This window comes from Mycobacterium sp. MMS18-G62 (assembly GCF_053877835.1).
This window is the reverse complement of the sequence record NZ_CM132662.1, coordinates 2,016,793-2,041,313: the sequence shown is the minus strand read 5'-3', so window position 1 is coordinate 2,041,313 and position 24,521 is coordinate 2,016,793. Positions and strand designations below refer to the sequence as shown.

At 66.0% G+C, this 24,521-nt stretch carries 25 protein-coding genes and 1 pseudogene; 13 read left to right on the top strand and 13 right to left on the bottom strand.

Features of this window, described 5'->3' with window-relative positions:
* Position 1 precedes the first annotated feature (1 nt).
* Positions 2 to 799: an MlaE family ABC transporter permease gene (locus ACWW36_RS10225; protein ID WP_456141426.1), complete on the bottom strand. Its 798-nt coding sequence runs from the start codon at positions 797 to 799 to the stop codon at positions 2 to 4.
* A gap of 212 nt (positions 800 to 1,011) precedes the next feature.
* Entirely contained in the window at positions 1,012 to 2,646 is a 1,635-nt protein-coding gene (gene fadD5, locus ACWW36_RS10220; protein WP_456142434.1) for a fatty-acid--CoA ligase FadD5, read from the bottom strand.
* A gap of 121 nt (positions 2,647 to 2,767) precedes the next feature.
* Here fadD5 and ACWW36_RS10215 point away from each other — a divergent pair, with 121 nt between their 5' ends.
* Together ACWW36_RS10215 and ACWW36_RS10210 are read left to right on the top strand one after the other, a co-directional pair.
* Positions 2,768 to 3,460: a GntR family transcriptional regulator gene (locus ACWW36_RS10215; protein WP_456141425.1), complete on the top strand. Its 693-nt coding sequence runs from the start codon at positions 2,768 to 2,770 to the stop codon at positions 3,458 to 3,460.
* 161 nt (positions 3,461 to 3,621) lie between these two features.
* On the top strand, positions 3,622 to 3,966 hold the full coding sequence (locus ACWW36_RS10210; protein WP_456141424.1) for a hypothetical protein: 345 nt from the start codon (positions 3,622 to 3,624) through the stop codon (positions 3,964 to 3,966).
* A gap of 2 nt (positions 3,967 to 3,968) precedes the next feature.
* Here ACWW36_RS10210 and ACWW36_RS10205 read toward each other — a convergent pair whose 3' ends face one another.
* Positions 3,969 to 4,409: an SRPBCC family protein gene (locus ACWW36_RS10205; RefSeq protein ID WP_456141423.1), complete on the bottom strand. Its 441-nt coding sequence runs from the start codon at positions 4,407 to 4,409 to the stop codon at positions 3,969 to 3,971.
* Positions 4,384 to 4,845, bottom strand: coding sequence for an acyl-CoA thioesterase (locus tag ACWW36_RS10200; RefSeq protein WP_456141422.1), 462 nt, complete (start codon positions 4,843 to 4,845; stop codon positions 4,384 to 4,386). Before ACWW36_RS10200 ends, ACWW36_RS10205 begins: the two co-directional genes overlap by 26 nt.
* Before the next feature lie 35 nt (positions 4,846 to 4,880).
* Here ACWW36_RS10200 and ACWW36_RS10195 point away from each other — a divergent pair, with 35 nt between their 5' ends.
* The gene (locus ACWW36_RS10195; protein ID WP_456141421.1) at positions 4,881 to 5,987 is read left to right on the top strand and encodes an alcohol dehydrogenase catalytic domain-containing protein; all 1,107 of its coding nucleotides are present in this window, start codon (positions 4,881 to 4,883) and stop codon (positions 5,985 to 5,987) included.
* On the opposite strand, the gene ACWW36_RS10190 is transcribed toward ACWW36_RS10195, so the two are convergent.
* Positions 5,974 to 6,828, bottom strand: coding sequence for a mechanosensitive ion channel family protein (locus tag ACWW36_RS10190; protein WP_456141420.1), 855 nt, complete (start codon positions 6,826 to 6,828; stop codon positions 5,974 to 5,976). The two genes, ACWW36_RS10195 and ACWW36_RS10190, sit on opposite strands and share 14 nt — an antisense overlap.
* Before the next feature lie 31 nt (positions 6,829 to 6,859).
* Positions 6,860 to 8,626: an acyl-CoA dehydrogenase gene (locus ACWW36_RS10185; RefSeq protein ID WP_456141419.1), complete on the bottom strand. Its 1,767-nt coding sequence runs from the start codon at positions 8,624 to 8,626 to the stop codon at positions 6,860 to 6,862.
* A gap of 99 nt (positions 8,627 to 8,725) precedes the next feature.
* Between ACWW36_RS10185 and ACWW36_RS10180 the strand changes: the two genes are divergently transcribed.
* Positions 8,726 to 9,547, top strand: coding sequence for a class I SAM-dependent methyltransferase (locus tag ACWW36_RS10180; protein WP_456142433.1), 822 nt, complete (start codon positions 8,726 to 8,728; stop codon positions 9,545 to 9,547).
* Positions 9,548 to 9,552: 5 nt separating this feature from the next.
* Here the strand turns inward: ACWW36_RS10180 and ACWW36_RS10175 are convergent, their stop codons facing one another.
* Positions 9,553 to 10,197, bottom strand: coding sequence for a TetR/AcrR family transcriptional regulator (locus tag ACWW36_RS10175; protein ID WP_456141418.1), 645 nt, complete (start codon positions 10,195 to 10,197; stop codon positions 9,553 to 9,555).
* Between the two features lie 126 nt (positions 10,198 to 10,323).
* Here ACWW36_RS10175 and ACWW36_RS10170 point away from each other — a divergent pair.
* Positions 10,324 to 10,431, top strand: a pseudogene (locus ACWW36_RS10170) (CAP domain-containing protein); the annotation flags it as partial.
* Positions 10,432 to 10,434: 3 nt separating this feature from the next.
* Here the strand turns inward: ACWW36_RS10170 and ACWW36_RS10165 are convergent.
* The 3 genes from ACWW36_RS10165 to ACWW36_RS10155 are packed head-to-tail and all read right to left on the bottom strand — an operon-like array spanning position 10,435 to position 13,086.
* Complete coding sequence (locus tag ACWW36_RS10165) at positions 10,435 to 11,214, bottom strand: ABC transporter ATP-binding protein (protein ID WP_456141417.1); 780 nt, start codon at positions 11,212 to 11,214, stop codon at positions 10,435 to 10,437.
* Positions 11,198 to 12,226, bottom strand: coding sequence for a taurine ABC transporter substrate-binding protein (locus tag ACWW36_RS10160; protein ID WP_456141416.1), 1,029 nt, complete (start codon positions 12,224 to 12,226; stop codon positions 11,198 to 11,200). Before ACWW36_RS10160 ends, ACWW36_RS10165 begins: the two co-directional genes overlap by 17 nt.
* Positions 12,223 to 13,086, bottom strand: a complete 864-nt coding sequence (locus ACWW36_RS10155; protein WP_456141415.1) for an ABC transporter permease — start codon at positions 13,084 to 13,086, stop codon at positions 12,223 to 12,225. The genes ACWW36_RS10160 and ACWW36_RS10155 overlap by 4 nt, the downstream gene beginning before the upstream one ends.
* Positions 13,087 to 13,382: 296 nt before the next feature.
* Between ACWW36_RS10155 and ACWW36_RS10150 the strand changes: the two genes are divergently transcribed.
* The 3 genes from ACWW36_RS10150 to ACWW36_RS10140 are packed head-to-tail and all read left to right on the top strand — an operon-like array spanning position 13,383 to position 17,507.
* Positions 13,383 to 14,915, top strand: a complete 1,533-nt coding sequence (locus ACWW36_RS10150; protein WP_456141414.1) for a Re/Si-specific NAD(P)(+) transhydrogenase subunit alpha — start codon at positions 13,383 to 13,385, stop codon at positions 14,913 to 14,915.
* Between the two features lie 3 nt (positions 14,916 to 14,918).
* Positions 14,919 to 16,358, top strand: coding sequence for a Re/Si-specific NAD(P)(+) transhydrogenase subunit beta (gene pntB / locus ACWW36_RS10145; RefSeq protein WP_456141413.1), 1,440 nt, complete (start codon positions 14,919 to 14,921; stop codon positions 16,356 to 16,358).
* A gap of 9 nt (positions 16,359 to 16,367) precedes the next feature.
* Entirely contained in the window at positions 16,368 to 17,507 is a 1,140-nt protein-coding gene (locus ACWW36_RS10140) for an acyl-CoA dehydrogenase family protein (protein ID WP_456141412.1), read from the top strand.
* Here ACWW36_RS10140 and ACWW36_RS10135 read toward each other — a convergent pair.
* Positions 17,497 to 18,690 carry a sensor histidine kinase gene (locus ACWW36_RS10135; RefSeq protein ID WP_456141411.1) on the bottom strand — a complete coding sequence of 398 codons (1,194 nt, stop codon included), beginning with the start codon at positions 18,688 to 18,690 and terminating at the stop codon, positions 17,497 to 17,499. The genes ACWW36_RS10140 and ACWW36_RS10135 overlap by 11 nt on opposite strands.
* A gap of 1 nt (position 18,691) precedes the next feature.
* Positions 18,692 to 19,333, bottom strand: a complete 642-nt coding sequence (locus ACWW36_RS10130) for a response regulator transcription factor (RefSeq protein WP_456141410.1) — start codon at positions 19,331 to 19,333, stop codon at positions 18,692 to 18,694.
* A gap of 335 nt (positions 19,334 to 19,668) precedes the next feature.
* Here ACWW36_RS10130 and ACWW36_RS10125 point away from each other — a divergent pair, with 335 nt between their 5' ends.
* From ACWW36_RS10125 to ACWW36_RS10115, 3 genes are all read left to right on the top strand, one after another.
* Positions 19,669 to 20,532, top strand: coding sequence for an LLM class F420-dependent oxidoreductase (locus ACWW36_RS10125; RefSeq protein WP_456141409.1), 864 nt, complete (start codon positions 19,669 to 19,671; stop codon positions 20,530 to 20,532).
* Between the two features lie 164 nt (positions 20,533 to 20,696).
* A complete protein-coding gene (locus ACWW36_RS10120; protein WP_456141408.1) occupies positions 20,697 to 20,945 on the top strand; it encodes a hypothetical protein in 249 nt (82 codons plus the stop codon).
* Between the two features lie 156 nt (positions 20,946 to 21,101).
* Complete coding sequence (locus tag ACWW36_RS10115; RefSeq protein ID WP_456141407.1) at positions 21,102 to 21,941, top strand: class I SAM-dependent methyltransferase; 840 nt, start codon at positions 21,102 to 21,104, stop codon at positions 21,939 to 21,941.
* A gap of 3 nt (positions 21,942 to 21,944) precedes the next feature.
* Here ACWW36_RS10115 and ACWW36_RS10110 read toward each other — a convergent pair whose 3' ends face one another.
* A complete protein-coding gene (locus tag ACWW36_RS10110) occupies positions 21,945 to 22,406 on the bottom strand; it encodes a nuclear transport factor 2 family protein (protein WP_456141406.1) in 462 nt (153 codons plus the stop codon).
* A 56-nt stretch (positions 22,407 to 22,462) separates the two neighbouring features.
* Here ACWW36_RS10110 and ACWW36_RS10105 point away from each other — a divergent pair, with 56 nt between their 5' ends.
* Together ACWW36_RS10105 and ACWW36_RS10100 are read left to right on the top strand one after the other, a co-directional pair.
* On the top strand, positions 22,463 to 23,677 hold the full coding sequence (locus tag ACWW36_RS10105; protein WP_456142432.1) for an acyl-CoA dehydrogenase family protein: 1,215 nt from the start codon (positions 22,463 to 22,465) through the stop codon (positions 23,675 to 23,677).
* Positions 23,677 to 24,474, top strand: a complete 798-nt coding sequence (locus ACWW36_RS10100; RefSeq protein WP_456141405.1) for a tyrosine-protein phosphatase — start codon at positions 23,677 to 23,679, stop codon at positions 24,472 to 24,474. Before ACWW36_RS10105 ends, ACWW36_RS10100 begins: the two co-directional genes overlap by 1 nt.
* Positions 24,475 to 24,521: the final 47 nt, after the last annotated feature.

Below are 24,521 nucleotides of genomic sequence, written 5' to 3'. Positions count from 1 at the left end.
GTCAGGTCCCCGTTCCGAAGCGGACACCGATCGTGGTCAGCACCACGTTGACTGCGAACAGGGCGATGACGCACAGCACCAGCGTCTCGTTCACCGCGGTGCCCACGCCCTTGGCGCCGCCGGCAACGGTAAGGCCTCGGTAGCACCCGACCAGTCCGGCGATCAGCCCGAAGGTGCCGGCCTTGACGATTGAGATCACCACCTCGGGCAGGCCCGTGATCAGTGTCAGCGTCGAGACGTACGCGCCTGCGGAAACGTTCTGCAGATACACGCCAAAGATGAAGCCGCCCACCAGGCCGACGGTGATCACGGCGCCGTTGAGTAACACAGCGACGAACGTCGAAGCGACGACGCGTGGCACCACCAGACGGTGGATCGGATCGATTCCGAGCACCTCGAGCGCGTCGATCTCTTCGCGGATGGTGCGGGCGCCGAGGTCAGCGCAGATCGCCGTGGAACCCGCGCCGGCGACCACGAGCACGGTGACGAGGGGACCCAGCTGGGTGACGGCGCCGATCGCCGCTCCGGCACCCGAGACGTCCGCGGCACCGAACTCCGCGAGCAGGATGTTCAACGTGAAGATGAGGAGCACGGTGAGCGGGATGGACACCGCGAGAGTGGGCAGGAACGCCACCCTCATCAAGAACCAGCTCTGCAGGATGAACTCACGCCATTGGAATGGCGGCTTGAAAAGCGCCTTGCCGGTCAGCACGCACATGCGGACGAAGCCGCCGACCGCCGTGAGGGCAGGCCTGGTCTGGTCGCGGACGTATCCGACCACACCGGTCGACGCCGTCACCGGTGCACTCCCACGACGAAACTGCGAGTGTCGTGGCGCAGCGGCAGCCCGTGTCGCACGCCCCCTCCTTGCCCCAACCCCGTCTGTGTGACTGCCGTCTCCCTACTGGTCGGTAGTAAGACGGACCACAGGACTGTACCCGATCGGTACGCGCGTGTGCACCGCATCGGCAGGATTGTGCCCGTAACCGTTAGCAAACTCGCCCCCGTCCGTTAAATCTCTTGTGCCGCAGCAGAAACCGTTGGCGGAGTGGAACTTTCGCGAGCGTCAATCGTTTTCGCTACGGCGAAGCGCGCTCGCAGTTCCGTTTTCAGTACTTTGCCAGCGGGGTTGCGGGGCAGTGCGTCGACGATCTCCAAAGCCTTCGGATGCTTGTACCGCGCGAGCCGTTCAGTGAGGAATCCGTCAAGGTCGTCCAGGCTGAGATTGGATTCCGTTACCGCCGCTATGGCGACCGGAACCTCACCCCATTTCTCGTCCGGTCGCCCGATCACCGCGACCTCGACGATCGCGGGGTGGCCGGCGAGCACATTCTCGACCTCGGCGCAGTAGATGTTCTCTCCGCCGGAGATGATCATGTCCTTCTTGCGGTCGACGACCCAGACGTAGCCTTCCTCGTCCTGGCGGACCAAGTCACCGGAGTGGAACCAGCCCCCCGCGAACGCCTCGGCGGTGGCCTTGGGGTTGTTCCAGTAGCCGGCCATCAGCGTCGGCGCCCGGTAGACGATCTCGCCGACCTGGCCGACGGGAACGTCGTTCATGTTTTCGTCGACGACACGCGCCGCTACGGTCGGTATCACCTTGCCGACCGACCCGAGTTTACGAATTGCGTCCTGCGCCAACAACATACAAGTCACCGGCGACATTTCGGTCTGCCCGAACGCGGCGAAGATCTGTGTCCCAGGGAAGGTCTCGAACATGTCGCGCAGCAGCGTGTCCGATGCGGGCGCGGCGCCCCACGACAGCACTCGCAGCCGCAGCTGGCGAGGATTGGCCTTCTGCGCGGTGCACACGGCCTGCCACTGCGCGGGCACAAGAAAGATCGACGTCACCTTCTCGGCTTCGAGCACGTCCAGCAGCGCACCTGGGTCGAACGCCCCGAGTGGATACAGCACGGTCGGCAGGCCGAGCATCAGCCCGCTGATCATGTTGCCGATGCCGGCGATGTGGAAGAGCGGGACACCGATGAAGCCGACGTCGCTGTTGATGTCGGCGCCGACGGTGAACAGGTTGGTCATGCCCTGTCCGGCCAGGTTGAGGTGGGTGAGCACCGCGCCTTTCGGCCGGCCGGTGGTGCCTGACGTGTACATGATCAGCGCAGGTGAATCGTCGGGGATGTCCACGGGTTCGGGGGCATCCCCGGCCTCGGTGAGCAGGTCGTCGTAACCGATGACCTCATCGTCGGTGCCGCCGCCGGCGACGACGACCGTGGACAGCGTCGGGTCGATGTCGCGGACCGCGGTGGCGACCTTGGCCAGCACGGGTTCGGTGATCACCACGCGGGCCTGGCAGTCGCCGACCAGAAACGCGATCTCGGGCGGGGTCATCCGGAAGTTGACGGGCACCGCGATGGCGCCGAGCTTGTTGGCCGCCAAGACGGATTCGATGAACTCGGTGCGATTGAGCATCAGGACCAGCACGCGGTCCCCGAAGGCCACTCCGCGGCGGGCCAGCGCACCGGCCAGCCTTGTCACCCGCTCGTCGAGCTCACCCCATGTGGTGGTGTGGCCGAGAAACCGCAGCGCCGTGGCGTCGGGCTGCATCAGGGCGTGCCGCGCGAGCTGGTTGGTCCAGTTCTGCCGGCGTGCGAGATACGGCTGCTCGGTGGGGTAGGGCTCCGTCAACAGGTCGGCTCCATCTGCCTGGGTTGCGCCTAGTTGATATTTGATCAAACATGGTGTTGCCCCGGTCACATTATGGCCTCGGCGGCTCGGGGACAACCCCACGCCAGATAGACCGGAGAACGCAATGAATGCACCCGCCAGAGCCAGGCCCCGGCCGCGGCGTGCGGTGCGACGCGAACAGCTGTCTGACGAGGTCGCCGCCCGTTTACGCACCGACATCATGACCGGCACGCTGCGCCCAGGCACCTTTATTCGGCTGGATGAGACCGCGGCGGCCCTTGGGGTGAGCATCACACCGGTGCGCGAGGCGCTGCGCACGCTGCGGGGCGAAGGCATGGTGCAGCTCGAGCCGCATCGCGGGCACGTCGTGGTGCCGCTGACGCGCGGTGACATCGAGGACATCTTTTGGCTGCAGGCCACGATCGCCAAGGAACTCGCCGCGACGGCGGCGCAGCGGATCAGCGATGAAGAGATAGACGAACTGGAACGGCTGAACGATGGCCTCGCAGCGGCAATCGATCACGGCGACCCGGATGAGGTCGCCACGGCGGAGTTCGCGTTCCACCGTGCATTCAACCGCTCGACGGGCCGCATCAAACTGGCGTGGTTCTTGTTACATGTGGCGCGCTATCTACCGGGGCAGGTTTACGCCGGTGACAAGGGCTGGGGTGCTATGGCGGTGGCAGGCCACCGTGAACTGATCGCGGCGCTGCGCCGGCGCGATGTGGACACCGTGGTGCGGCTGACGAGCGGCGAGTTCGCCGACGGGGCTGCGCGGTTGATCGCGCGGCTCGACGAAATCGGGTTGTGGAGCTGACGCGGCGCCGGCTGCGTTGCTCCGACCCTATGACTGCTCTGTGCCCGGCTATCGGCGACTGTGTCGCCACTGACGACTTTGTCGCCGCGAGGCGGGCACACAGCAACACCACCCCAGGAGACCGCGCCATCGATGTCAGCCGGCCGTGACAGCGTCACGCCATGATCTACAAACGCCAACTGCGGGGCATCGAGCTTCGCTATGCGCTCACTATGTATCTGTTCCAGCATGGTTCTTCGACCGTCGCCGACCTCCTCGACGCTCTGGACTTCCAGGGCTTCGACATTCCCGGCCGGTCGTCGAAGGTGGTGTCGGATGCCCTGCGCCACGAGATCACCCACGGCCGGGTTGTCCGGCTCAAACGCGGACGGTATGGCCCAGGTGAGATGCCCCGTTCTACGGAGTATCGGATCCATCAACGAGTGCTTGCGCTTCGTTCCGAAGCTGCGATGATTTCAAGCCAGAACGGCGACGCGGACGCGTTCTGGGATGCGCTGGGCGCGTAAAGCTACGTCGCGGCCAACTGTTCGGCGCGGGTCTTGAGGTTGTCCGCCAGGTAATCGAGCGTGTCGGCGATGGCCTTCTTCACCATCGGCTTCGGGATCGGCAGCTTGGTTTCGACGTCGAGGTCGACGGTCAGCAGCGACGTCGCCCCGATCGGCACCACCGAGAACTTCTGTTGCTGCTTCTCGAGGTGGTCCCCCTGCTGCAGCACGGTGTAGATCTGGTTCTCGCCCGGGTAGTAGACCGCCGTGATGAAGGTGCCTGCCTGTCCCTGCACCACAACGTCCAGTCTCAGCTGGCTCGGACGGCCGTCCTCATATCTGGCCAGCACCCAGCAGCCCTTGATCTCCTCGTTCCACAGCGGGTACGACTCGAAGTCGGCGACGATGGCCATGATCGATCCGGCGGAGGCTTCGACCTCAACTGTCTTGCTGACGAGCGGCATTGGCCGAGCATATCGATTCGAGCAGCGACCTAATCACCTCCGGGATGGGCACCGGTCGCCGCGTGCTCCTGTCGACGTAAACGTGTACCCAGTGCCCGACCGCCGCGAGCGGACGATCGGCCTGGAAAAGCGCCAAGCGGTACGTCACGCTGCTGTTGCCCAGCCGGCTGACCGCAAGCCCGACGACGAGCGGATCGGGAAACTTCAGCTCGGCGAAGTACCGGCAGCCCGATTCGGCCACCACACCAAGCCACGGCACCGCGAGTGGGTCAATTCCACAGTTCGTGTTGATCCACCCGTTGATCGCCGTGTCGAAGAGTTCGTAATAGACCGCATTGTTGAGGTGACCGAACATGTCGTTGTCCGTCCACCGCGTCGACACCGGCCAGTGCACTGGAAAGTCTCGGCTTGTCAGTGGTTGCTCGGCGCTGCCCATGGCAGCAGTCTCCCAGTGAAGGCAGGCTGGTAGCCATGAGGATCCGCGGCGCCGTGCTCGAAGAGATCGGACGCAAGAGGCCCTACGCCGAGTCGAAGCCGCTGTCCGTCGGCGAGCTCGACTTGGCTTCGCCCGGCGACACCGAACTGCTGGTGCGCATCGAGACCGCGGGTCTGTGCCATTCCGACCTGTCGGTGGTCGACGGAAACCGGGTCCGGCCCGTGCCGATGCTGCTCGGCCACGAGGCCGCCGGAGTCGTCGAGCAGGCCGGCTCCGCGGTCTCGGATGTGCCTGTCGGACAACGCGTTGTGATGACATTCCTGCCGCGGTGCGGCCACTGCGCGGCCTGCGCCACCAATGGGCTGACTCCCTGCGAACCCGGCAGCGCCGCCAACACGGCGGGCACGCTGATGAGCGGAAGCCGACGACTCAGTCGCGACGGCCAACCGGTCCACCACCACCTCGGCGTCTCCGGCTTCGCGACGTACGCCGTCGTCGACCGCACCTCCGTGGTGCCGGTTCCCGCCGACGTGCCGCCCGTCGTCGCGTCGCTGCTGGGCTGCGCCGTGCTCACCGGCGGCGGCGCCGTGATCAATGCCGGACTGCCACGGCCTGGTCAGACCGTCATCGTCGTCGGACTCGGCGGTGTCGGCATGGCCGCAATCCTCACGGCGCTGGCACACGACGATGTTCGCGTCGTCGGCGTCGATCGGCTTCCCGACAAGCTGGACCGGGCGCGCGCCATGGGCGCCCACGAGACGTACACACCCGACGAGGCTGTCGAGCGGGGGCTCAAGGGTGCCGTCGTCGTCGAGGCCGTCGGGCATCCGCTCGCCCTGGAGACCGCGATCGCGCTGACAGCGCCCGGCGGCCGGACCGTCACCGTCGGTCTACCTCCGCCAGATGCACGAATCAGTGTGTCGCCCTTGGGATTCGTCGCGGAGGGCCGCTCGCTGATCGGCAGCTATCTAGGCTCTTCCGTGCCGTCACACGACATCCCGAAGTTCGTCGAGCTGTGGCGGGCAGGCCGGTTGCCCGTGGAACAACTAGTCTCGGCGACGATCGCACTCGACGACATCAACTCCGGCATGGATCAACTGGCCGACGGTAAGGCCGTCCGGCAGCTCATCAGCTTCGAGTAGACACCGCGCCGGACGTGGCAATGTCGGCGCGGCGCAACCCCGCAACGACGAGTGCTCGCAGCTCGCGCCCCACCTCGAACTGCTTGCCAGGCAGGGTCCGCGCCACCATGCGCAGATTCACGGTCTCGACCTCGATGCTCTCGACGCCCATCAGCGACGGCTCGTCGAGCAACAGATCAGGCAGTCCGTCGTTCTGCATGGCGGTCTTCGCGACGTCGCTCAACACGTCGCTGACACGGTTGATATCGGCCGACGTCGACACCGGAACGTCGACCACGGCGCGTGCCCAATCCTTCGACATGTTGAGTGCCTTGACGATCTGACCATTGGGCACGGTGTACACCTCACCGTCGCTGGTGCGGAGTTTGGTGACACGCAGCGTGACGTCCTCGACGGTGCCGACGGCGGCGCCGCCGGCGGTGACCGACAGCTCGACCAGATCGCCGAACCCGTACTGCTTCTCGGTGATGATGAAGAAGCCGCTGAGCAGATCCTGGACGATGCGTTGCGCACCGAAGCCAAGCGCGGCACCCAAGACCGCGGCCGGTGCCACAAGCGAACCGACCGGCAGGCCAAGCTGATTGGCGATGTCGACAGCGACAATCACATAGAGCAGCGCGATCGCGACCGACGAGATGACCGAGGCGACGGCACGGCGGTGCTTGACGCTCTCCGGGCGTACCACCGCGTCGCTGGTGTCCGTTCGATCGAATCGCCGACTGATGCGCCCCGCGATCCATCTGATTGCCCGCGTCGCAATGAGCGCGAATACGACGACCAACAGGATGTGCAGGCCCTTGGTGAGAGCCCAGTGTCCGAGGTTCTCAAGTGTCATAGACATACCCGCGGACGGCTTCCCGATTCGGGCCGAGTCAAAACCACTCGTCGCGCATTTGGAGTGTGGTGTGGTCCACACTCCGCAAAAGGTCCAGCGCAGGTGCTGTTTTGGGCAGTTCGTAGCGGAAAAAGTAGCGCGTGGCTTGGCGCTTGCCGTCGTAAAAGTCGCCGGTACACCCGTGGGCGGCCAGCAGTTGCTCCAGCCACATCCACGCCACGACGATGTGCCCGAATGTTTCGAGATAGATGACGCTGTTGGCCATCGCGCCCTCGATGTCGCCGGAGCCGAACATCGTCGCGGTGACATCGACGAGACGATGCCAGGCCGAGTCCAGCTGTGCGGCAAGCTCACTCGGCTCACCGCCTACCGCGTTGGCAGAGGTGATCGTCTGGGTCACCGCATCGCCGAGCGCGGTCAGGCTTGCGCCGCCACGCTGAGTCACCTTGCGGCCCAACAGGTCCAGGCTCTGGATACCGTGGGTGCCCTCGTGAATGGGATTGAGCCGGTTATCGCGGTAGTGCTGTTCGACGTCGTACTCGCGGGTGTAGCCGTAGCCGCCGTGCACCTGGATGGCGAGGTTGTTGGCCTCGAGGCACCACTGCGACGGCCAGCTCTTGGCGACCGGCGTGAGGATGTCGAGTAGATCGTCGTTGTCGCCGAGGTCGACGAGCTTGGCGCAGTACAGCGCCAATGCCAGCCCGCCTTCGACATAGGCCTTCTGCGCCAACAGCATTCGCTTGACGTCGGCATGCTCGATGATCGGGATCTGCGGAGCTGACGGATCCTTGGCCGTCACCGGCCGGCCCTGCGGCCGTTCGCGCGCATATTGCAGCGACTTGAGATAGCCCGTGTAGCCCAGCGACACCGCGCCCATGCCGACGCCAAGGCGCGCCTCGTTCATCATGTGGAACATGTAGGTGATGCCGCGGTGCGGTTCACCGACGAGGTACCCGACGGCGCCAGGCTTGCCGCCGGGACGGAACTTGCCTTCGCCGAAGTTCAGCACCGTATTGGTGATGCCGCGCTGACCCATCTTGTGGTTCAGCCCGGCGAGCACCATGTCATTGCGTTCACCGACGGAGCCGTCCGCGTTGACAAGGTATTTGGGCACGATGAACAGCGAGATGCCCTTTGTTCCTGGCGGGCCACCGGGAATCTTCGCCAGCACCAGGTTGACGATGTTCTCGGTGAGCTCGTGTTCGGCGCCCGAAATCCACATCTTCGATCCGAACAGCCGGTAGGAGCCGTCGTCCTGCGGTTCGGCGCGCGTGGTGATGTCGGCGAGCGACGAGCCCGCCTGGGTTTCCGACAACGCCATCGTCCCGGTGAATCGTCCGGCGAGCATCGGCCGCAAGAACGCGTCGATCTGGTCGGGGCTGCCGAACTTGGCCAGCAGGTTGGCGTTGGCGATGGTCAGCATCAGGTAGCCCGTCGTGCTGATGTTCGCGGAAGAGAACCACGCGAAAGCGGCCTGCGCGACGGTCGCGGGCAGCTGCGCGCCGCCGAGTTCGTAGTCCATCCCCATGCCGATGAGGTCGGCCTGCGCGAACGCGTGGAGCGCCTCCCTGACCTCGTCGATGACGGTGACCTTGTCGCCGTCGAAGCTGGGCTCGTTCGCGTCGCTCTTCTTGTTGTGCGGTGCGAAGTAGCGGCTGGCCAGCTGTTCGGACAGGTCGAGGACACCGTCGAACGTCTCGCGTGAATGGTCGGCGAATCGCTCTTGTTTGGTCAGCTCGTCGACCCGCAGCCATTCGTACAGCAGGAAGTCGATGTCGCGCCTGGACAGCAGGGTGGACTTCACGTGTCCATCTTCGTCCAGACTGCGAACAGATCGCGAAATTCGGGGAATTGACGATCTGGCCGCAGTCTCGGCGCGTGGCATGCTGGCGGAGAGGAGGACATCGTGACGACTGCCAAGGTGGACTTCGGCTCCGTCGGGTGGGGCTCGGTGGAGTGGACGAATCTGGTCACCCTGTACCTGCGAGCATATGAAAGCCGTTCGCCGCGGCCGATTTTGGGCGACCACGCGGCGGCCGAAGCGCTCGAACGCATCGACTACGACTTCAAAGGGTTGCACCGAGCTGCCCAACCATGGGCGAACCAGTTCCTGGTGGCACTACGCGCCAAGAAGCTCGACGATTGGACCGCCGACTTTGTGGGCAGACACCCGGATGCGGTCGTGCTACACCTCGGCTGCGGTCTGGACACCCGGGCGTTTCGCATCCAGCCGCCACCGACCGTGCAGTGGTTCGACCTCGACCAATCCGGCGTCATCGAGCTCAGGCGCAAGGTCTACGACGAGACTGACGCTTACCGCATGATCGGCTCGTCAGTGAACGATCCCGGGTGGCTTGAGCAGATACCGACAGGCCGGCCGACATTGGTCGTCGCCGAAGGGCTCGTGATGTATCTGACCGAGCGTGAAGTCCGCGAACTTCTTCAACGGCTGACCGACCGATTCGGCAATGGCGGACTTCTATTCGACACGCTGTCGCCTGCCGGCCCGCGGCTCTCGAAGCTGTTCACCAACGGCATCGTCAAATGGGGCCTCCGCGACGCACGCGAGATCGAGCGTTGGAAACCTGGCCTCCGATTCGTGGAGCAGGTCTCCACAATCGCTGGTTACGAGTCGATTCCGTTCACCCCGCAACGCCTTGTCTATCGGCTGATGTGGGCGACGCCGATGCGCAACTACGACGTGTTGAACCGCTTTGAGTTCTAGGGCGACTACACCGTGCGCTGCACGTCGATGCCCAATGGCGACTCCACCCGCACGGTCTCGTCGCGGATCAAGCCGCGCAGCAGCGCCGTGCTGAACTCCTCGGCGATCTCCTGTGCGGTGCGCCGGCCCTGCGGTCGCAGCCAGCGGTACGAGCCGAGCGTCATCCCGATGTAGCCGAGCGCCAGCACGTGGGAATCGCAGTCGTAGAACTCGCCGCTGGCGATACCGCGATCGATGACGTCGCGCACGTGCTCGTAGACCTGGGTTTCCTTCTCGCGGATGTAGGCGACCTGGTCCTCGGTGAACCATTCGGTGATGTAGGGACCCTCTTGGAAGTACACGGCCGCGCGCTCGATATTGCCCGCGATGCCGACGAGCAACCGCCGGGTGAAGTGGTAGATCGTCTCGCGCGCCGACGCCGTCGGATCGTCGTGCAGCGCGTCGACGGTGAAGTCCGCGGCGCCCTTGTAGATGTCGTACAGGATCAGCGACTTGCTGGCGTAGTAGTGGTACACCGTCGCCTTGTTCAGCCCGACCGCGTCCGCGACGTCGTCCATCCGGGTGCCGTGATAGCCCCGCGCGGCGAACAGCTTGGTCGCGACGGCAAGCAGCTCCTCGCGGCGGGTCATCCCGTTGGTGGCTTCGGACATGGCGATTCACTATAAGCAGGCATCAATCAACTGGTTGGACAGTTTAGGTCTTCGGGCTGTCGCGGCTGTGGCGCCGGGTCTAGACTTCAGCGGGAAGCGGCCGTTACGCGAGAGGGTGAGCACATGGATCCGAATCCGGACTATGACGCGAGCGACGAGGTCGAGTACGGCTTCAACTGGTTCGCCTGGATCCTTCGCGGCGTCTACCCACCACCGGCCTATCCCCCGGTCTAACCGCTAAGCGGCAGCAGCTTTCACCGCGCGCCCGACTTCGGCGCGCAACTCCGTGTATTCGGGCGAGCGACGAAGCTCGTCGGGGTCTACGCCGGTGCGCGGCAGGTCCACAGGAAGATCCAGCGCCACCTGGCCCGGCCGCCTGGTCAGCACCACGATCCGCGAGCCGAGGAACGCCGCCTCGTCGGCGCTGTGGGTGACGAACACCGTCGTGCGACCGGACTCCGCGCTGACCTGACGAACGTCTTCCTGCAGCCGCTCGCGGGTGAGCGCGTCAAGCGCCGCGAACGGCTCGTCGAGCAGAAACAACGGCGTCTCCGCGGCCAACGCCCGCGCAATCGCCACGCGCTGCTGCTGCCCGCCGCTGATCTCCCAGATCTTGCGGTCGGCCGTGCCCTCGAGGCCGACGCGGGCCAGAAGCTGATCGCGTCGCTGCGCCCGTCGCTCCCGTGGCACCTTCGCGTACTTGAGCGCCAAGTCGACATTGCCGCCGACCGTGCGCCACGGGAACAGCCTCGGCTGCTGGAACACCACGCCCGCCGTCACGCCCGGCGTCGGGGTCGACCCGGACACCGCCACCGAGCCCTCGCTGGGCGACTCGAAGCCGGCCAGCAGCCGCAGCAGTGTGCTCTTGCCGCAGCCCGACGCGCCGACGAGGACCAGAAACGATCCCGGGTCGACGGTCAGGTCCACCGGTCCCAACGCGGTGACCTCGCTGCGCCCGCGGCCGTAGCGGTGCCTGACGTTGCTTACCCGGATGGTGCCGTCACTGGGTGATGGCACCGGGCAAGCCCTTGGTGTAGATCGCGTTCTGGAAGGTTTGCAGTGACGCCGCCGACGGAATCTGCTTCTGTTCGGCGAGGAACTGCGACGCACTCTGCAGGTTGACCGCGATGTTGCCTGGTTCGCCTTCGGCGCCAAGCCATTCCGATGAGGCGACCTGATCGGGTGTCAGGTATACGCCCTGCTTGAGCTGGCCGGCGACTTCGTCTGGGCTCAGCCCGATCTCAGCGGCGATCGCCTTGGCGGCGGCGGCCGGATCGTCGTGAATCAGCTTGAGCGCGCGGGCTTCCTGCTGGCGCCAGATGTCGACGACGTCGGGGTGCGCGTTGGCGAATTCGTCGGACACCGCACCGAGGTCCAGCGTCGGCTTGCCGTCCTTGGCGAGCTGGCGGCTGGTGATCAGGTCCTTGCCGTCCTTGCGCAGCTGGTCGAGCGTGGGCAGCCATGAGTAGCCGGCGTCGATGTCGCCGCGGTCGAACGCCGCCAAGATGGCCTGCGGCTGCAAGTCGACGAGCTGAACATCGTTGGCGGACAACCCGTTCTGCGATAGCGCGGCGAGCAGGCTGTAGTGGGCGGTCGACGCGAACGGTGTGCCGATCCGCTTGCCCTTGAGGTCGGTGATCGTGTTGATGCCGCTGCCGTTGCGGGCCACCAGCGCCTCATTGTCGCCCGCGACGTCGAGCACGAACGCGACCTTGTAGGGAATGTTGAGCGGTGCGGACAGTCCACGCGCGACGGGACTGGAACCCAGCGCGCCGAAGTCGAGTTCCTTGGCGATGAACGCGGTGTTGACGTCGGCACCTGAGTCGAACTTCGTCCACTTGATGTTGTAGCCGGGCAGGGCTTCTTCCAGCCACCGGCTGTTCTTGACGATCAGGTCGCCGCTCGGAAAGCTTTGGTAGCCAAGGCGAATCGTCGGCTTGTCGGCCTGCTGCCCTGACCGGTCGACCGAGCAGCCGGCCAACGCCAGCCCCGTGACGGCCACCGCCGCGATAAGCGCCTTCAGTTTCATAATTTTCCTCTCCAGGGGACAGCGCGCCGTTCGATGGCGCGAAGCAGACCGTCGATGATCAGACCCGAGATTCCGATCGCGAAGATGCCGACCAGTACGACGGGGGTGTTGTTGTAGTTGCTTGCGTCTTTGACGAGTCCGCCGATGCCGGGCAGGCCGTTGAACAGTTCGGCCGCGACCACCGACGAGTACGCCATGCCGACTGCGAGCCGGATGCCGGTGAACGTCTCCGGCAGCGCGGACGGGACGACGACGTCGCGGATGACCTCGCCGCGGGAGGCCCCCAGTGCGCGGGCGGCTTCGGTGAGCCCGACGGGCGCGGCCAGCACCGCGGCGGTGGTGGCGACCGCGGCGGGCGGCAGGGCGGCGAGCGCGAGGAGCGTGATCTTGGGCGCCTCGTCGATGCCGAGCCAGATCACCAGCAGGAAGAAGTACGCCAGCGGCGGCAGCGCACGCAGGAAGGTCAGCCAGGGCTCGAGCACGCTGCGCACCCAGCTGATCGATCCCATGACGAGGCCGAGCAGCACGCCGAGGGCGACGCCGATCACGACGCCGGCGAACACCCGGCGCAGCGTCATATAGAGGTGTTCGGCCAGCAGGTAACCGGCGTAGCCGCGGGTGCCGTCGTGTGTGGTCGAGACATCGAGGAAGGCACGCCAGACCGTGCTGGGATACGGCACGAACGTCTGATTCCAGATACCGCTTGCCGCGACGAGCTGCCACACGACGAAGAACACGACGAGCGAGAGCAGCGGCAACGCGGCTCTCGCCAGCCGGCCACGCCATTTGCCTGACGGCGCGACGGCCGCCGGCGAGTCAACGAGCGACTCGTCGGGCGCGATATCGACGAATACGGACACCCGGTATTGGTACCGGGACGAGACCCTTCCCTGAAGGTCTGCGCTCAGCCCGAGTTTTATTGGGTGGACCCCCAACGGCGCCCGCGAACGTGGGTTACCCGCACACTCAACGCGACGAGAACGTGACGGTAACCCACGTTCGGCGCTGATCGCGGGCGAGTCACCCACAGGACACGCGGGCGATTTCTGTCAACTCTTACACTGACGTATTCCACTCGTCCCACGACGAGCTGTGCCGGGGGGCCTTCTCGCCCCCCGACCGGACCGTGACAGAAACCTAGATCGGATCGAATTCGATGATCATCGGGATCCCGAGAGAGTCGCTGCCTGGCGAAACGCGCGTCGCCGCGACGCCGCAGACGGTCGGCCAACTCATCAAGCTGGGCTACGAGGTAGTGGTCGAGACCGGCGCGGGTGCCGCCTCGAGCATCTCCGATGCGGCGTTCACCGAGGCCGGTGCCAGCGTCGGGTCCGCCGAGCGGGTCTGGACGGCCGACGTGGTGCTCAAGGTGAACGCGCCGGACAACGCGGAGATCGCCGCCCTGCGCGACGGCGCCACCCTGATCAGCCTGATTTCGCCCGCGCTGAAGCCGGAGCTCGTCGAGCAACTCGCCACCCGGCCGATCACCGTGCTCGCCATGGACGCTGTTCCGCGTATCTCCCGGGCCCAGTCACTGGACGTGCTGTCGTCGATGGCGAACATCGCCGGCTACCGCGCCGTCATCGAGGCTGCCGGCAAGTTCGGCCGGTTCTTCACGGGACAGGTGACCGCTGCCGGCAAGGTCCCGCCGGCCAAGGTGCTCGTCGTCGGCGCCGGCGTGGCCGGCCTGGCGGCTATCGGCGCGGCAGGCAGCCTCGGCGCGATCGTGCGCGCCACCGATCCCCGGCCCGAGGTCGCAGATCAGGTCAAATCCCTTGGTGGAGAATACCTTTCGATCGAGTCACCGGAGGCCGAGGTGTCGGCCACCGGCTACGCAAAGGAGATGGACGACGACTACAAGGCCCGCGAGGCGCAGCTCTACGCCGAGCAGGCCAAGGACGTCGACATCGTCATCACCACCGCGCTGATCCCTGGTAAGCCGGCACCGCGCATCATCAACGCCGACATGGTGGCCTCGATGAAGCCCGGCAGCGTCATCGTCGACATGGCCGCCGCCAACGGCGGCAACGTCGAGGGCACCGTCAAGGACCAGGCGATCGTCACCGATACCGGCGTGACGATCATCGGCTACACCGATCTGGCCGGGCGGCTGCCCGCCACGGCGTCACAGCTGTACGGCACGAACCTGGTCAACCTGCTCAAACTGCTCACCCCCGAGAAGGACGGGAAGCTCATCCTCGACTTCGACGATGTGGTTCAGCGCTCGGTGACGGTGGTCCGCGACGGCGAGATCACCTGGCCGCCGCCGCCTGTGCAGGTGTCCGCCGCCCCGGCTGTCACCCCTGCTGCGCCGGTGGAGAAGAAGCCGGACAAAAAGCCCATGACCATCGGGCGACGCCTCGGACTGACCTTCGCCGCAGCGGCCGTGCTCTTCGCGCTGATCGCGCTCTCGCCGGCCGCGCTGCAGGTACACCTGACGGTGTTCGCGCTGGCCATCGTGATCGGCTACTACGTGATCGGCAACGTGCACCACGCGCTGCACACCCCGCTGATGTCGGTGACCAACGCGATCTCCGGGATCATCGTCGTCGGTGCGCTGCTGCAAGTTGGGCACGGCAATGTCGTCGTCACCGCGGTGGCAACACTGGCGATCTTGCTCGCCAGCATCAACGTCTTCGGCGGCTTTGCCGTGACCCGCCGCATGCTGGCCATGTTCACGAGGAGCTAGATCTTGTTCACACTGGAAACCATCGCAACCGCGGCGTACGTCGTCGCGGCCATACTGTTCATCCTCGCGCTGGCCGGGCTGTCCAAGCATGAAACATCCAGGGCCGGTAACACGTTCGGCATCGCCGGAATGGCGGTCGCCCTGATAGCAACGATCGCGCTGGCGTTCGCCCGTCACATCGAACCCGTTGGCATCGCGCTGCTGGCCGGCGCCATGGCCATCGGTGCCGCGATCGGGCTGTGGCGCGCCAAGGTCGTCGAGATGACCGGCATGCCCGAGCTGATCGCGCTGCTGCACTCGTTCGTCGGCCTGGCCGCGGTGCTGGTCGGCTGGAACGGCTATATGCACGTCGAACATGACCTTGCCGGATCCGAGGCCGCGCTTCTTCATCACGAGGGCATGCTCGGCATCCACTCGGCCGAGGTCGTCATCGGCGTCTTCATCGGCGCCGTGACGTTCACCGGCTCGATCGTCGCCAACCTCAAGCTCTCGGCCCGCATCAAGTCCGCGCCGATGATGCTGCCCGGCAAGAACTTCCTCAACGTCGGCGCGCTCGTCGTCTTCGCCGCGCTGACCGTCTGGTTCGTGATCGACCCGCAGCTGTGGCTGTTGGCGGTGGTCACTGTGCTTGCGCTGCTGCTCGGCTGGCACCTGGTCGCCTCGATCGGCGGCGGCGACATGCCGGTGGTGGTGTCGATGCTCAACAGCTATTCGGGCTGGGCCGCGGCGGCGTCGGGCTTCCTGCTCGGCAACGATCTGCTGATCATCACCGGCGCGCTGGTCGGGTCCTCAGGTGCCTACCTGTCCTACATCATGTGCAAGGCGATGAACCGTTCGTTCATCTCCGTGATCGCCGGCGGCTTCGGGATCGAGGCCGGTCCGGCCGACGACAAAGACTACGGAGAACATCGGGAGATCACGGCCGAAAGCGCGGCCGAACTTCTCGAGTCAGCCCATTCGGTGATCATCACGCCGGGGTACGGCATGGCCGTGGCCCAGGCCCAGTACGGCGTTGCCAACCTGACCCGCAAGCTCCGCGACCGCGGCGTGGACGTCCGGTTCGGCATCCACCCCGTCGCCGGACGCCTGCCCGGCCACATGAACGTGCTGTTGGCCGAGGCCAAGGTGCCCTACGACATCGTGCTGGAGATGGACGAGATCAACGACGACTTCGACAGCACCGACGTCGTCCTGGTCATCGGCGCCAACGACACCGTCAACCCGGCCGCGGCAGAAGACCCGGGCAGCCCGATCGCCGGAATGCCGGTGCTGACGGTGTGGAACGCCGCCCACGTGATCGTGTTCAAGCGGTCGATGGCCTCGGGCTACGCCGGCGTGCAGAACCCGCTGTTCTTCCGCGAGAACACCCAGATGTTGTTCGGTGACGCCAAAGACCGGGTCGATGCGATCAACGCGGCGCTATCGGTCAGCGAAAGGGTCTGACGCACCGCCATGCCAGTCGACCGGCTACTGCCCTCCGACGACGCCGTTGACCTGATCGCTTTGACCCGCGATATCGCGGACAAGGTGCTCGACCCGATCGTCGATGCGCACGAGAAGGCAGAGACCTATCCGGAGGGTGTGTTCGCTCAACTCGGCGCGGCAGGGCTGCTGAGTCTGCCGCAGCCCGAGGAGTGGGGTGGGGGCGGCCAGCCCTACGAGGTCTATCTGCAGGTGCTCGAGGAGATCGCGGCCCGGTGGGCGGCGGTCGCGGTTGCGGTCAGCGTGCACAGCCTGTCGTCTCATCCGCTGCTGGCGTTCGGCACCGAGGAGCAGAAGCAGCGCTGGCTGCCGGGCATGCTGTCCGGTGAGCAGGTCGGCGCCTACAGCCTTTCCGAGCCGCAGGCCGGTTCGGACGCCGCTGCGCTGCAATGCAAGGCGACCAGGACCGACGACGGCTATGTGCTCAACGGCTCCAAGTCGTGGATCACCCACGGAGGGCGCGCCGACTTCTATACGTTGTTCGCCCGCACCGGTGAAGGCTCGCGTGGCATTTCATGCTTCCTGGTGCCGGGCGACCTTCCGGGGCTGAGCTTCGGTAAGCCCGAAGAGAAGATGGGCCTGCATGCCGTGCCGACAACGTCGGCGTTCTACGACCAGGCCCATGTCGACGTCGACCGACTGATCGGCGAGGAGGGCCAAGGTCTGCAGATCGCGTTCTCCGCACTGGATTCGGGCCGGCTCGGCATCGCCGCGGTCGCGACGGGGCTGGCGCAGGCCGCACTGGACGAGGCCGTCACGTACGCCAACGACAGAACGACGTTCGGCCGCAAGATCATTGACCATCAAGGTCTGGGCTTTCTGCTCGCCGATATGGCCGCAGCGGTGGCCGGCGCCCGCGCGACGTATCTGGATGCGGCGCGCCGCCGTGACGCCGGACGACCGTATTCGCAGCAGGCCAGCATCGCCAAGTTGGTGGCCACCGACGCGGCGATGAAGGTCACCACCGACGCGGTCCAGGTGTTCGGCGGCGTCGGCTACACCCGCGACTACCGCGTCGAGCGGTACATGCGCGAAGCCAAGATCACCCAGATCTTCGAGGGCACCAACCAAATTCAACGCCTGGTCATAGCGCGCGGGCTTACGACCTGACCGTCTCCGGAGGCGACGTCACAGTCACCTGAGTGCCGTGGCCGGCCCGCGAGTTGATGTCCATCGCCCCGCCCATCGAATCGAACCGCGCCAGCAGCGACCCCAACCCGATGTGTCCGTCGGCGACATACTGCCCCACGATCTGGGGATCGAAACCCGTACCGTCGTCGACGATCGTCAAGACAACGCGATTTCCCCTGCGGGACAGGCTGACTCGGACCGTCGTCGCCGCCGCGTGTTTGCCTATGTTGGTCAGCAGTTCGCGCGCAGCCCGGTACAACAGCGACTGGGACTGCGGCTTGCCGACATCTTCAAGATCAGCGTCGACGGGGATGTCATTGCGAGTCTCGAACTGGCGCACCAGTTCTCGCACCGCCTCGGTGAGCCCGAGCTGTGCGAGCACCTGCGGATGCAGCTCCGTGACCGTCGAGCGGAGTCCCTTCGCGGTCTCTTGCAATGCCGCATGCACCATGTCGAGCGCTGGATCGGGATGGCGTTCACGCAGTTCGTCCAGTTCGAGACGGGCGGCCAGCAGTGTCTGCAACGGACCGTCGTGCAGGTGCTCGGCGATTTCGCGGTTGTGGCGCTCGTCGGAGGCCATGGCCTCCGAGACCAGCTGGCGTCGCATCTCCTGTAAGGCCTTGACCCGCGTCGATCGCCGAACCAGCACAAAGCACAGCGCGGTCGTCGCGACCGCCAGCCACAGCAGGAAGCCGAAGTGGGTGTAGACCATGTTCGGCAGCCCGACCTTGTCGTCGCGCTTGGAGTAGAAGATCCACACCGCGAGATAGCCCACCGCCGTTATGGTTCCGATGATCGCCGTCAGCGCGGGCCGGTCCTGGAATGCGACGGATATCGGAAGCAGGAAGAAGACGGGCAGCAGTGCCGCGGTCGCGCCCCCGGATACCAGGCACAGCGTGATGATCACCAGCAGGTCGATGCCCGTGGAAACCCAGTCCGCCCACCGCGGTACGGGCCCGCGAAATACTGCGACGAGCCACAACACCGCCGCCGCCGCGTACACGCCCAGGATCACCGCATACAAGCCGGGCAGCCAATGGTCGACCTCCCAGATCCACACCAGCACGGCGATCAACCCGATCAAGGGCAACCGCAGGATCGCCGAGACCCGCACGGGTTCGGTCGCGAAATAGTCGGCGATCCGGCCGAAGGTGGTGGCCACGCTAATCCAGAAGCTTGCGCCGCATCGCCTCTGCGACAGCGGCTCCACGATCGTTGACGCCCAGCTTCTCGTAGAGCCGTTGCACATGGGTTTTCACCGTCGACGGCGCCAGGAACAGTTGCTTGGCCATCGAGGGAATGCTGCTGCCGGAGGCGATCAGCTTGAGCACCTCGCGTTCACGCGGAGACAGCACCGGCCCCTCAGGCTCGGCCCGCTTGCGGATCTCGCCGGCCAGTCCCGCCGCGAGGCTGGGCGCCACGATGTCGCGGCCCTTCGCGCAGTCCAGTACGGCATTCACCAACTCGCTGCGCGTCGACTCCTTCGGCAGAAACCCCGCCGCGCCTTCCTGTAGCGCCCGATAGACGATCGCCGACTCGTCGTGCGCCGACACCAGCAGCACACGGGTCGGCAGCTCGTCGCGCGTGACGGCGGCCGCGACCTCAGCGCCGTCAAGGCCGGGCATCCGATAGTCGAGCAGCGCAACCTGTGGCTGATGGGTCCTGATCGCCTCGAGCGCGGACAGTCCGTCGTCAGCTTCGGCAACCACCTCGATCGAGCCGCTCGAGGTGAGCGCCCTGACAACGCCCTCGCGAAACAGTGGATGGTCGTCGCCCACCACCACACGGACCTTTTCGCTGGTCATGACGCCAAGCCTCGCACACAGCGACGCGGGCGTTTCCCCCAATTGCAGGACAGACGTTTCATCCGGTGTGCCGTCGGGTCGCCCGACATACAAAGCGGTCCTGCTGCAGCACTGTTGAATCAACGCCGGAACAGATCGGCACAAGACGCCAAAAATCAACGAAGACAGGAAAATTCATATGTGCCCCATGGCTCGCTACCTCATCCTGCTGGTCCTCTCGGCCGGTCTCATCGGCGCCGTCCTCGGCGTGGCCGGGTAGCCCCGCTGACACGCCAAGGCATCGAGGCCCTCCCCCGAAGGAATTGGGAGAGGGCCTCGTTACGTTGGGCCTCAGTATGCGAATCGGCGCGGTGTTTCCTCAGACAGAACTCGGCGGCGACGCCTCAGCCGTGCGTGCCTACGGCCAACGCGTGGAGGAACTCGGATTCAGCCATCTACTGGCCTACGACCATGTCGTCGGCGCCGATCCCGCGGTTCACACCGGCTGGGCCGGGCCGTACGACGTCCACACCACGTTTCACGAACCGCTGGTGATGTTCGGATACCTGGCCGCGGTCACCACCACGCTGGAACTCGTCACCGGGGTCATCATCCTTCCGCAACGCCAGACGGTGCTGGTGGCCAAGCAGGCTGCCGAGGTCGACCTGCTCAGCGAAGGCCGTCTGCGGCTGGGCATCGGGCTGGGCTGGAACGCCGTCGAGTACGAGGCACTCGGTGAGAACTTCGCCAACCGGGGCAAGCGGTCGGAGGAGCAGGTCGAGTTGTTGCGACGGTTGTGGACCGAACAGACGGTCACCTTGGACGGTCGGCACCATCGGGTGACGGGCGCGGGCCTGGCACCGCTGCCCGTCCAGCGGCCGATACCGGTCTGGATCGGCGCGGCGTCGAGGCCGGCGCTGGAGCGGGCGGGCCGGTTGGCGGACGGCTGGTTTCCGATGATGCCGCCTGGCCCGCGGCTCGACGAGGCGCGCGAGATCGTGGCCCGGTCAGCCGATGCGGCGGGCAGGGATCCCTCGACGATTGACATGGAAGGGCGGGCCGGCTGGCTAGGCGACAGGCGACAGGTCGCCGACGAACTCGCCCAATGGGCCAACGCCGGTGCCAGCCATGTCTCGGTCAACACCATGGGCGCTGGCCTGCGCACGGTCGACGAGCACCTGTCCGCGTTAGAAGCCGTCGCCAAGGACGCCGGGCTGTAGCTGCCCCAACGTCGCGCCTTCCCCCGATCGGGGGACAGGCGGTTCATCCTGTGCATCCTCCGGACGCCCGACATACAAACCGTGTCCGAGGCGGCAGTCTTGAGTCATCGCCGGAACACACCGACGCAAGACATCAAAAGCCAACGGACACAGGAGAACTCGAAATGAACACGACGCGCTTCGCCCGCTACATCGCCTTACCGGCGATCTCGGCCGGAATCCTCGGCGGCGCCGCGCTCGGACTGGCCGGCATGGCCAGCGCCGGCACCTACCCCACCCACGATCCGTCGCCGCGCCCCGGCATCGTCGCCACGCCGAACGTCAAGGCGCAGCCGCCGGTCCTCGTCTACCCGGGCGGGCATTGGCACCGCCACCACGGCTACGGCGGCGGCGACAGCTCCGGCGGCGGCTAATAACAGACCACCCTCCACAGAGGCCCTCCCCAGGCGGCGTAACCCGGGGAGGGCCTCCCTAGCGTGACCGTGACAGTGAGATTTCTTGGAGCTCGCGCTCATTCACTGGTCGTACACTCAGCGCATGGCGATGCAACCGGGGCGCGCGGGGGCGCAGTGACCAATCCGTTGCACGCGATGTGGTCCACTGTTGCCCCGTCCTGGCGGCAGCACGCCGAATTCGTCGACCGACGCAGTGTCGACGTCAACCAGGCAATGCTCGCCGTTGCCGACTTGCAGCCAGGGGACCGTGTTCTCGAACTTGGTTGCGGGCCAGGCGGTCTCGGTATCGCGGCGGCAGAACTCGTAGGGGCGCAAGGCCAGGTGGTGCTCTCCGACGTCGCCGCTGAGATGACGGCGATCGCATCGGAGAGGGTCGACGCTCTTGGTCTGCACAACGTCGAAGTCCGTCTGTTCGACATGGAGCACATCGACGCGCCCGATTCTTCCTTCGACAAGGCGCTGAGCCGTGAGGCGCTGATGCTGGTTTCCGACCCGACTGCCGCCGCGCGAGAGGCGCTTCGCGTCCTGCGGCCCGACGGCCGCGCGGCGTTCTCCGTGTGGGGACCGGCCGAGGCCAATCCTTGGCTGAGTGCGCTGCTCGACGCCGTCGGCGGCCAGCTCGGTGCCCCAGTTCCCCCGCCGGGCATGCCGGGGCCGTTCTCGCTGTCCGAAAGCGGGCAGCTCGCGAGCGTCCTCACTGCCGCGGGCTTCCACGACGTCGACGTCCGTGAGGTCGAGGCGCCGATGGACGTCGCGTCGCTGGACGAGTGGTGGGAAATCGTGCCTTCATTGGCAGGTCCCGTCGCCGCGCTCATCGATTCGCTTCCCGACGACGTCACATCGGCGATTCATGCCGACGCCGTGGCTGCCTTGGCGGACTTCACAGGTTCCGGCGGCTACACCATCCCCGGGCTGAGCCTCGTCGGCGTCGGACGGGCCGCCGCCAGCGGCTAGCAGTCACCAGAGCGGAATGTCCAACCCGTGCTCCGATTCGGGCCGCGGGCCGAAATAGCGTCGCTGCGACTCGTCGATCAACACATCGTTGATGCTGGCTTCGCGTCGCGCCATCAGCCCCTGCGGTGTGAACTCCCACAGTTCGTTGCCGTAGCTGCGGTACCACTGGCCCGACGCGTCGCGGCATTCGTACTGAAAACGGACCGCCATGCGGTTCTCACGAAAACCCCACAGGCTCTTGCGCAGTACGTAATCCAGCTCGCGCTCCCACTTGCGGGTCAAGAACGCCACGATCGCATCGCGGCCGACGACGTGTTCGTCGCGGTTGCGCCAGTGCGAGTCGACGGTATAGGCCAGGCTGACGTGTCGCGGGTCGCGAGTGTTCCAGGCGTCCTCGGCGGCCTGGACCTTCTGCTTGGCGGTCTCGAGCGTGAACGGAGGCAATGGCGGTCGGCTGTCGGTCATGCCATGTTTCTACGCCGTTAGACACGTGTCATATCGTGGCGGGCATGGACTTCGCGATGTCGGCCAAGGCGCAGGATTACCACAAGCGGCTGACCGCTTTCATGACGGAATTCGTCTTCCCCGCCGAAGCGGAATACCACCGCTACCGCGAAGAGGCCGGACCGAACGACCACACCGTGCCGCCGGTCGTTGAGGAGCTCAAGGGCCTGGCCAAGGAGCGGGGGCTGTGGAACCTGTTCCTGCCCGCCGAATCGGGACTGACCAACCTGGAGTACGCGCCGCTGGCCGAGCTGACCGGGTGGAGCCTGGAGATCGCCCCCGAGGTGACCAACTGCGCGGCGCCCGATACCGGCAACATGGAGACGCTGCACCTGTTCGCCACCGAGGCCCAGCGCAAGCAGTGGCTCGAACCGCTGCTGGCCGGCGAGATCCGCAGCGGGTTTTCGATGACCGAGCCTGAAGTCGCGTCGTCCGACGCCCGCAACATCCAAACGTCGATCACCCGCGACGGCGACGACTACGTCATCAACGGCCGCAAATGGTGGACGACAGGAGCGTCGGACCCGCGCTGCAAAGTCCTGATCGTGATGGGCCGCACCAATCCCGACGCGGCCAGCCATCAGCAGCAGTCGATGGTGCTGGTGCCGATAGACACCCCTGGCGTGAACATCATCCGCTCGACGCCGGTGTTCGGCTGGCAGGACCAGCACGGCCACTGCGAGATCGTCTACGACAACGTGCGAGTTCCGACCGAGAACCTGCTCGGCGAGGAGGGCGCCGGTTTCGCGATCGCCCAGGCGCGGCTGGGCCCTGGCCGTATCCATCACTGCATGCGGGCGCTGGGTGCGGCTGAGCGCGCGCTGGCCCTGATGATCGACCGGGTGCAAAAGCGGGTCGCGTTCGGCAAGCCGCTGGCCGAACAGGGGGTGGTGCGCGAACAGATCGCCCGCTCACGCAACGAGATCGACCAGGCCAGGCTGCTGTGCGAGAAGGCGGCGTGGACCATCGATCAGCACGGCAACAGAGAAGCGCATGTCTTGGTGTCGCAGATCAAGTCGGTCGCGCCGCAGGTCGCCTGCAACGTCATCGACCGGGCCATCCAGGTGCACGGCGCCGCGGGCGTATCCGACGACTTCCCGCTGTCGCGGCTGTACAGCTGGCATCGCGCGATGCGGCTCTTCGACGGACCCGACGAAGTGCACATGCGCACGATCGCCCGCGCAGAGGTGGGCAAAGAGAAGAGTGCGTTCGCCGCGGCGGTGACGCGCTAGTGACGGTCGGTATCGGGGAGCTGTCGGGGGCGTGGAACTTTCGTGACGTCGCCGAGGAGACCGGTGTGCGGCCGGGCCGTTTCTTCCGGTCCAGCGAGCTGAGCCGCCTCTCTGAACACGGCAGCCGGCGGCTCATCGAACTCGGCATCACCGACGTGGCGGACCTGCGCTCACCACGGGAGGTGGAGCGTCGCGGCCCGGGCCAGGTGCCCGACGGGGTCGCCGTGCACCTGCTGCCGTTTCCTGATGTGTCGGCCGTCGACGGCGAGGCGCCGCACGAGGCCACCTTTCAGAAGATGATGAGCGAGAAGCCCGACGACGAGGATGTCTCCGTGGCCGCCCGGCGCTTCATGACCGAGGAGTATCTGCGGTTCCCCACTTTGGGCGGCGCGCAACGCGCTGTGCGCCAAGTGATTTCGCTGCTCGCCGCCGAGCGACCGGTGATCACGCACTGCTTCGCGGGCAAGGACCGCACAGGGTTCACGGTGGCCACCGTCCTCGAGGCGGCCGGCGTTGATCGCGACGCGATCATGGCCGACTTCCTGCGCAGCAACGCCGCGGTGCCACAGCTTCGGGAGCGGATCATGGAGTCGGTCCGTGACCATTCGGAGACGCCTGAAGTGCTCACTTTCGCGGAAGCCCGTCTGACCGACGCGGTGCTCGGTGTGCAAGAGGACTACCTCGACGCCGCGCGCCGGTCGATCGAGCAGAACTACGGCTCGCTGCGCGGGTATCTCGAAGCCGCGGGTGTGGGGGCTGAGGATGTCGCGCGGGTACGCACGGCGCTCCTGGGGTAGTTCGTAAATTGCCCGCCCTGCGAGCGACAGTCCTGTTGTCGCTCGCT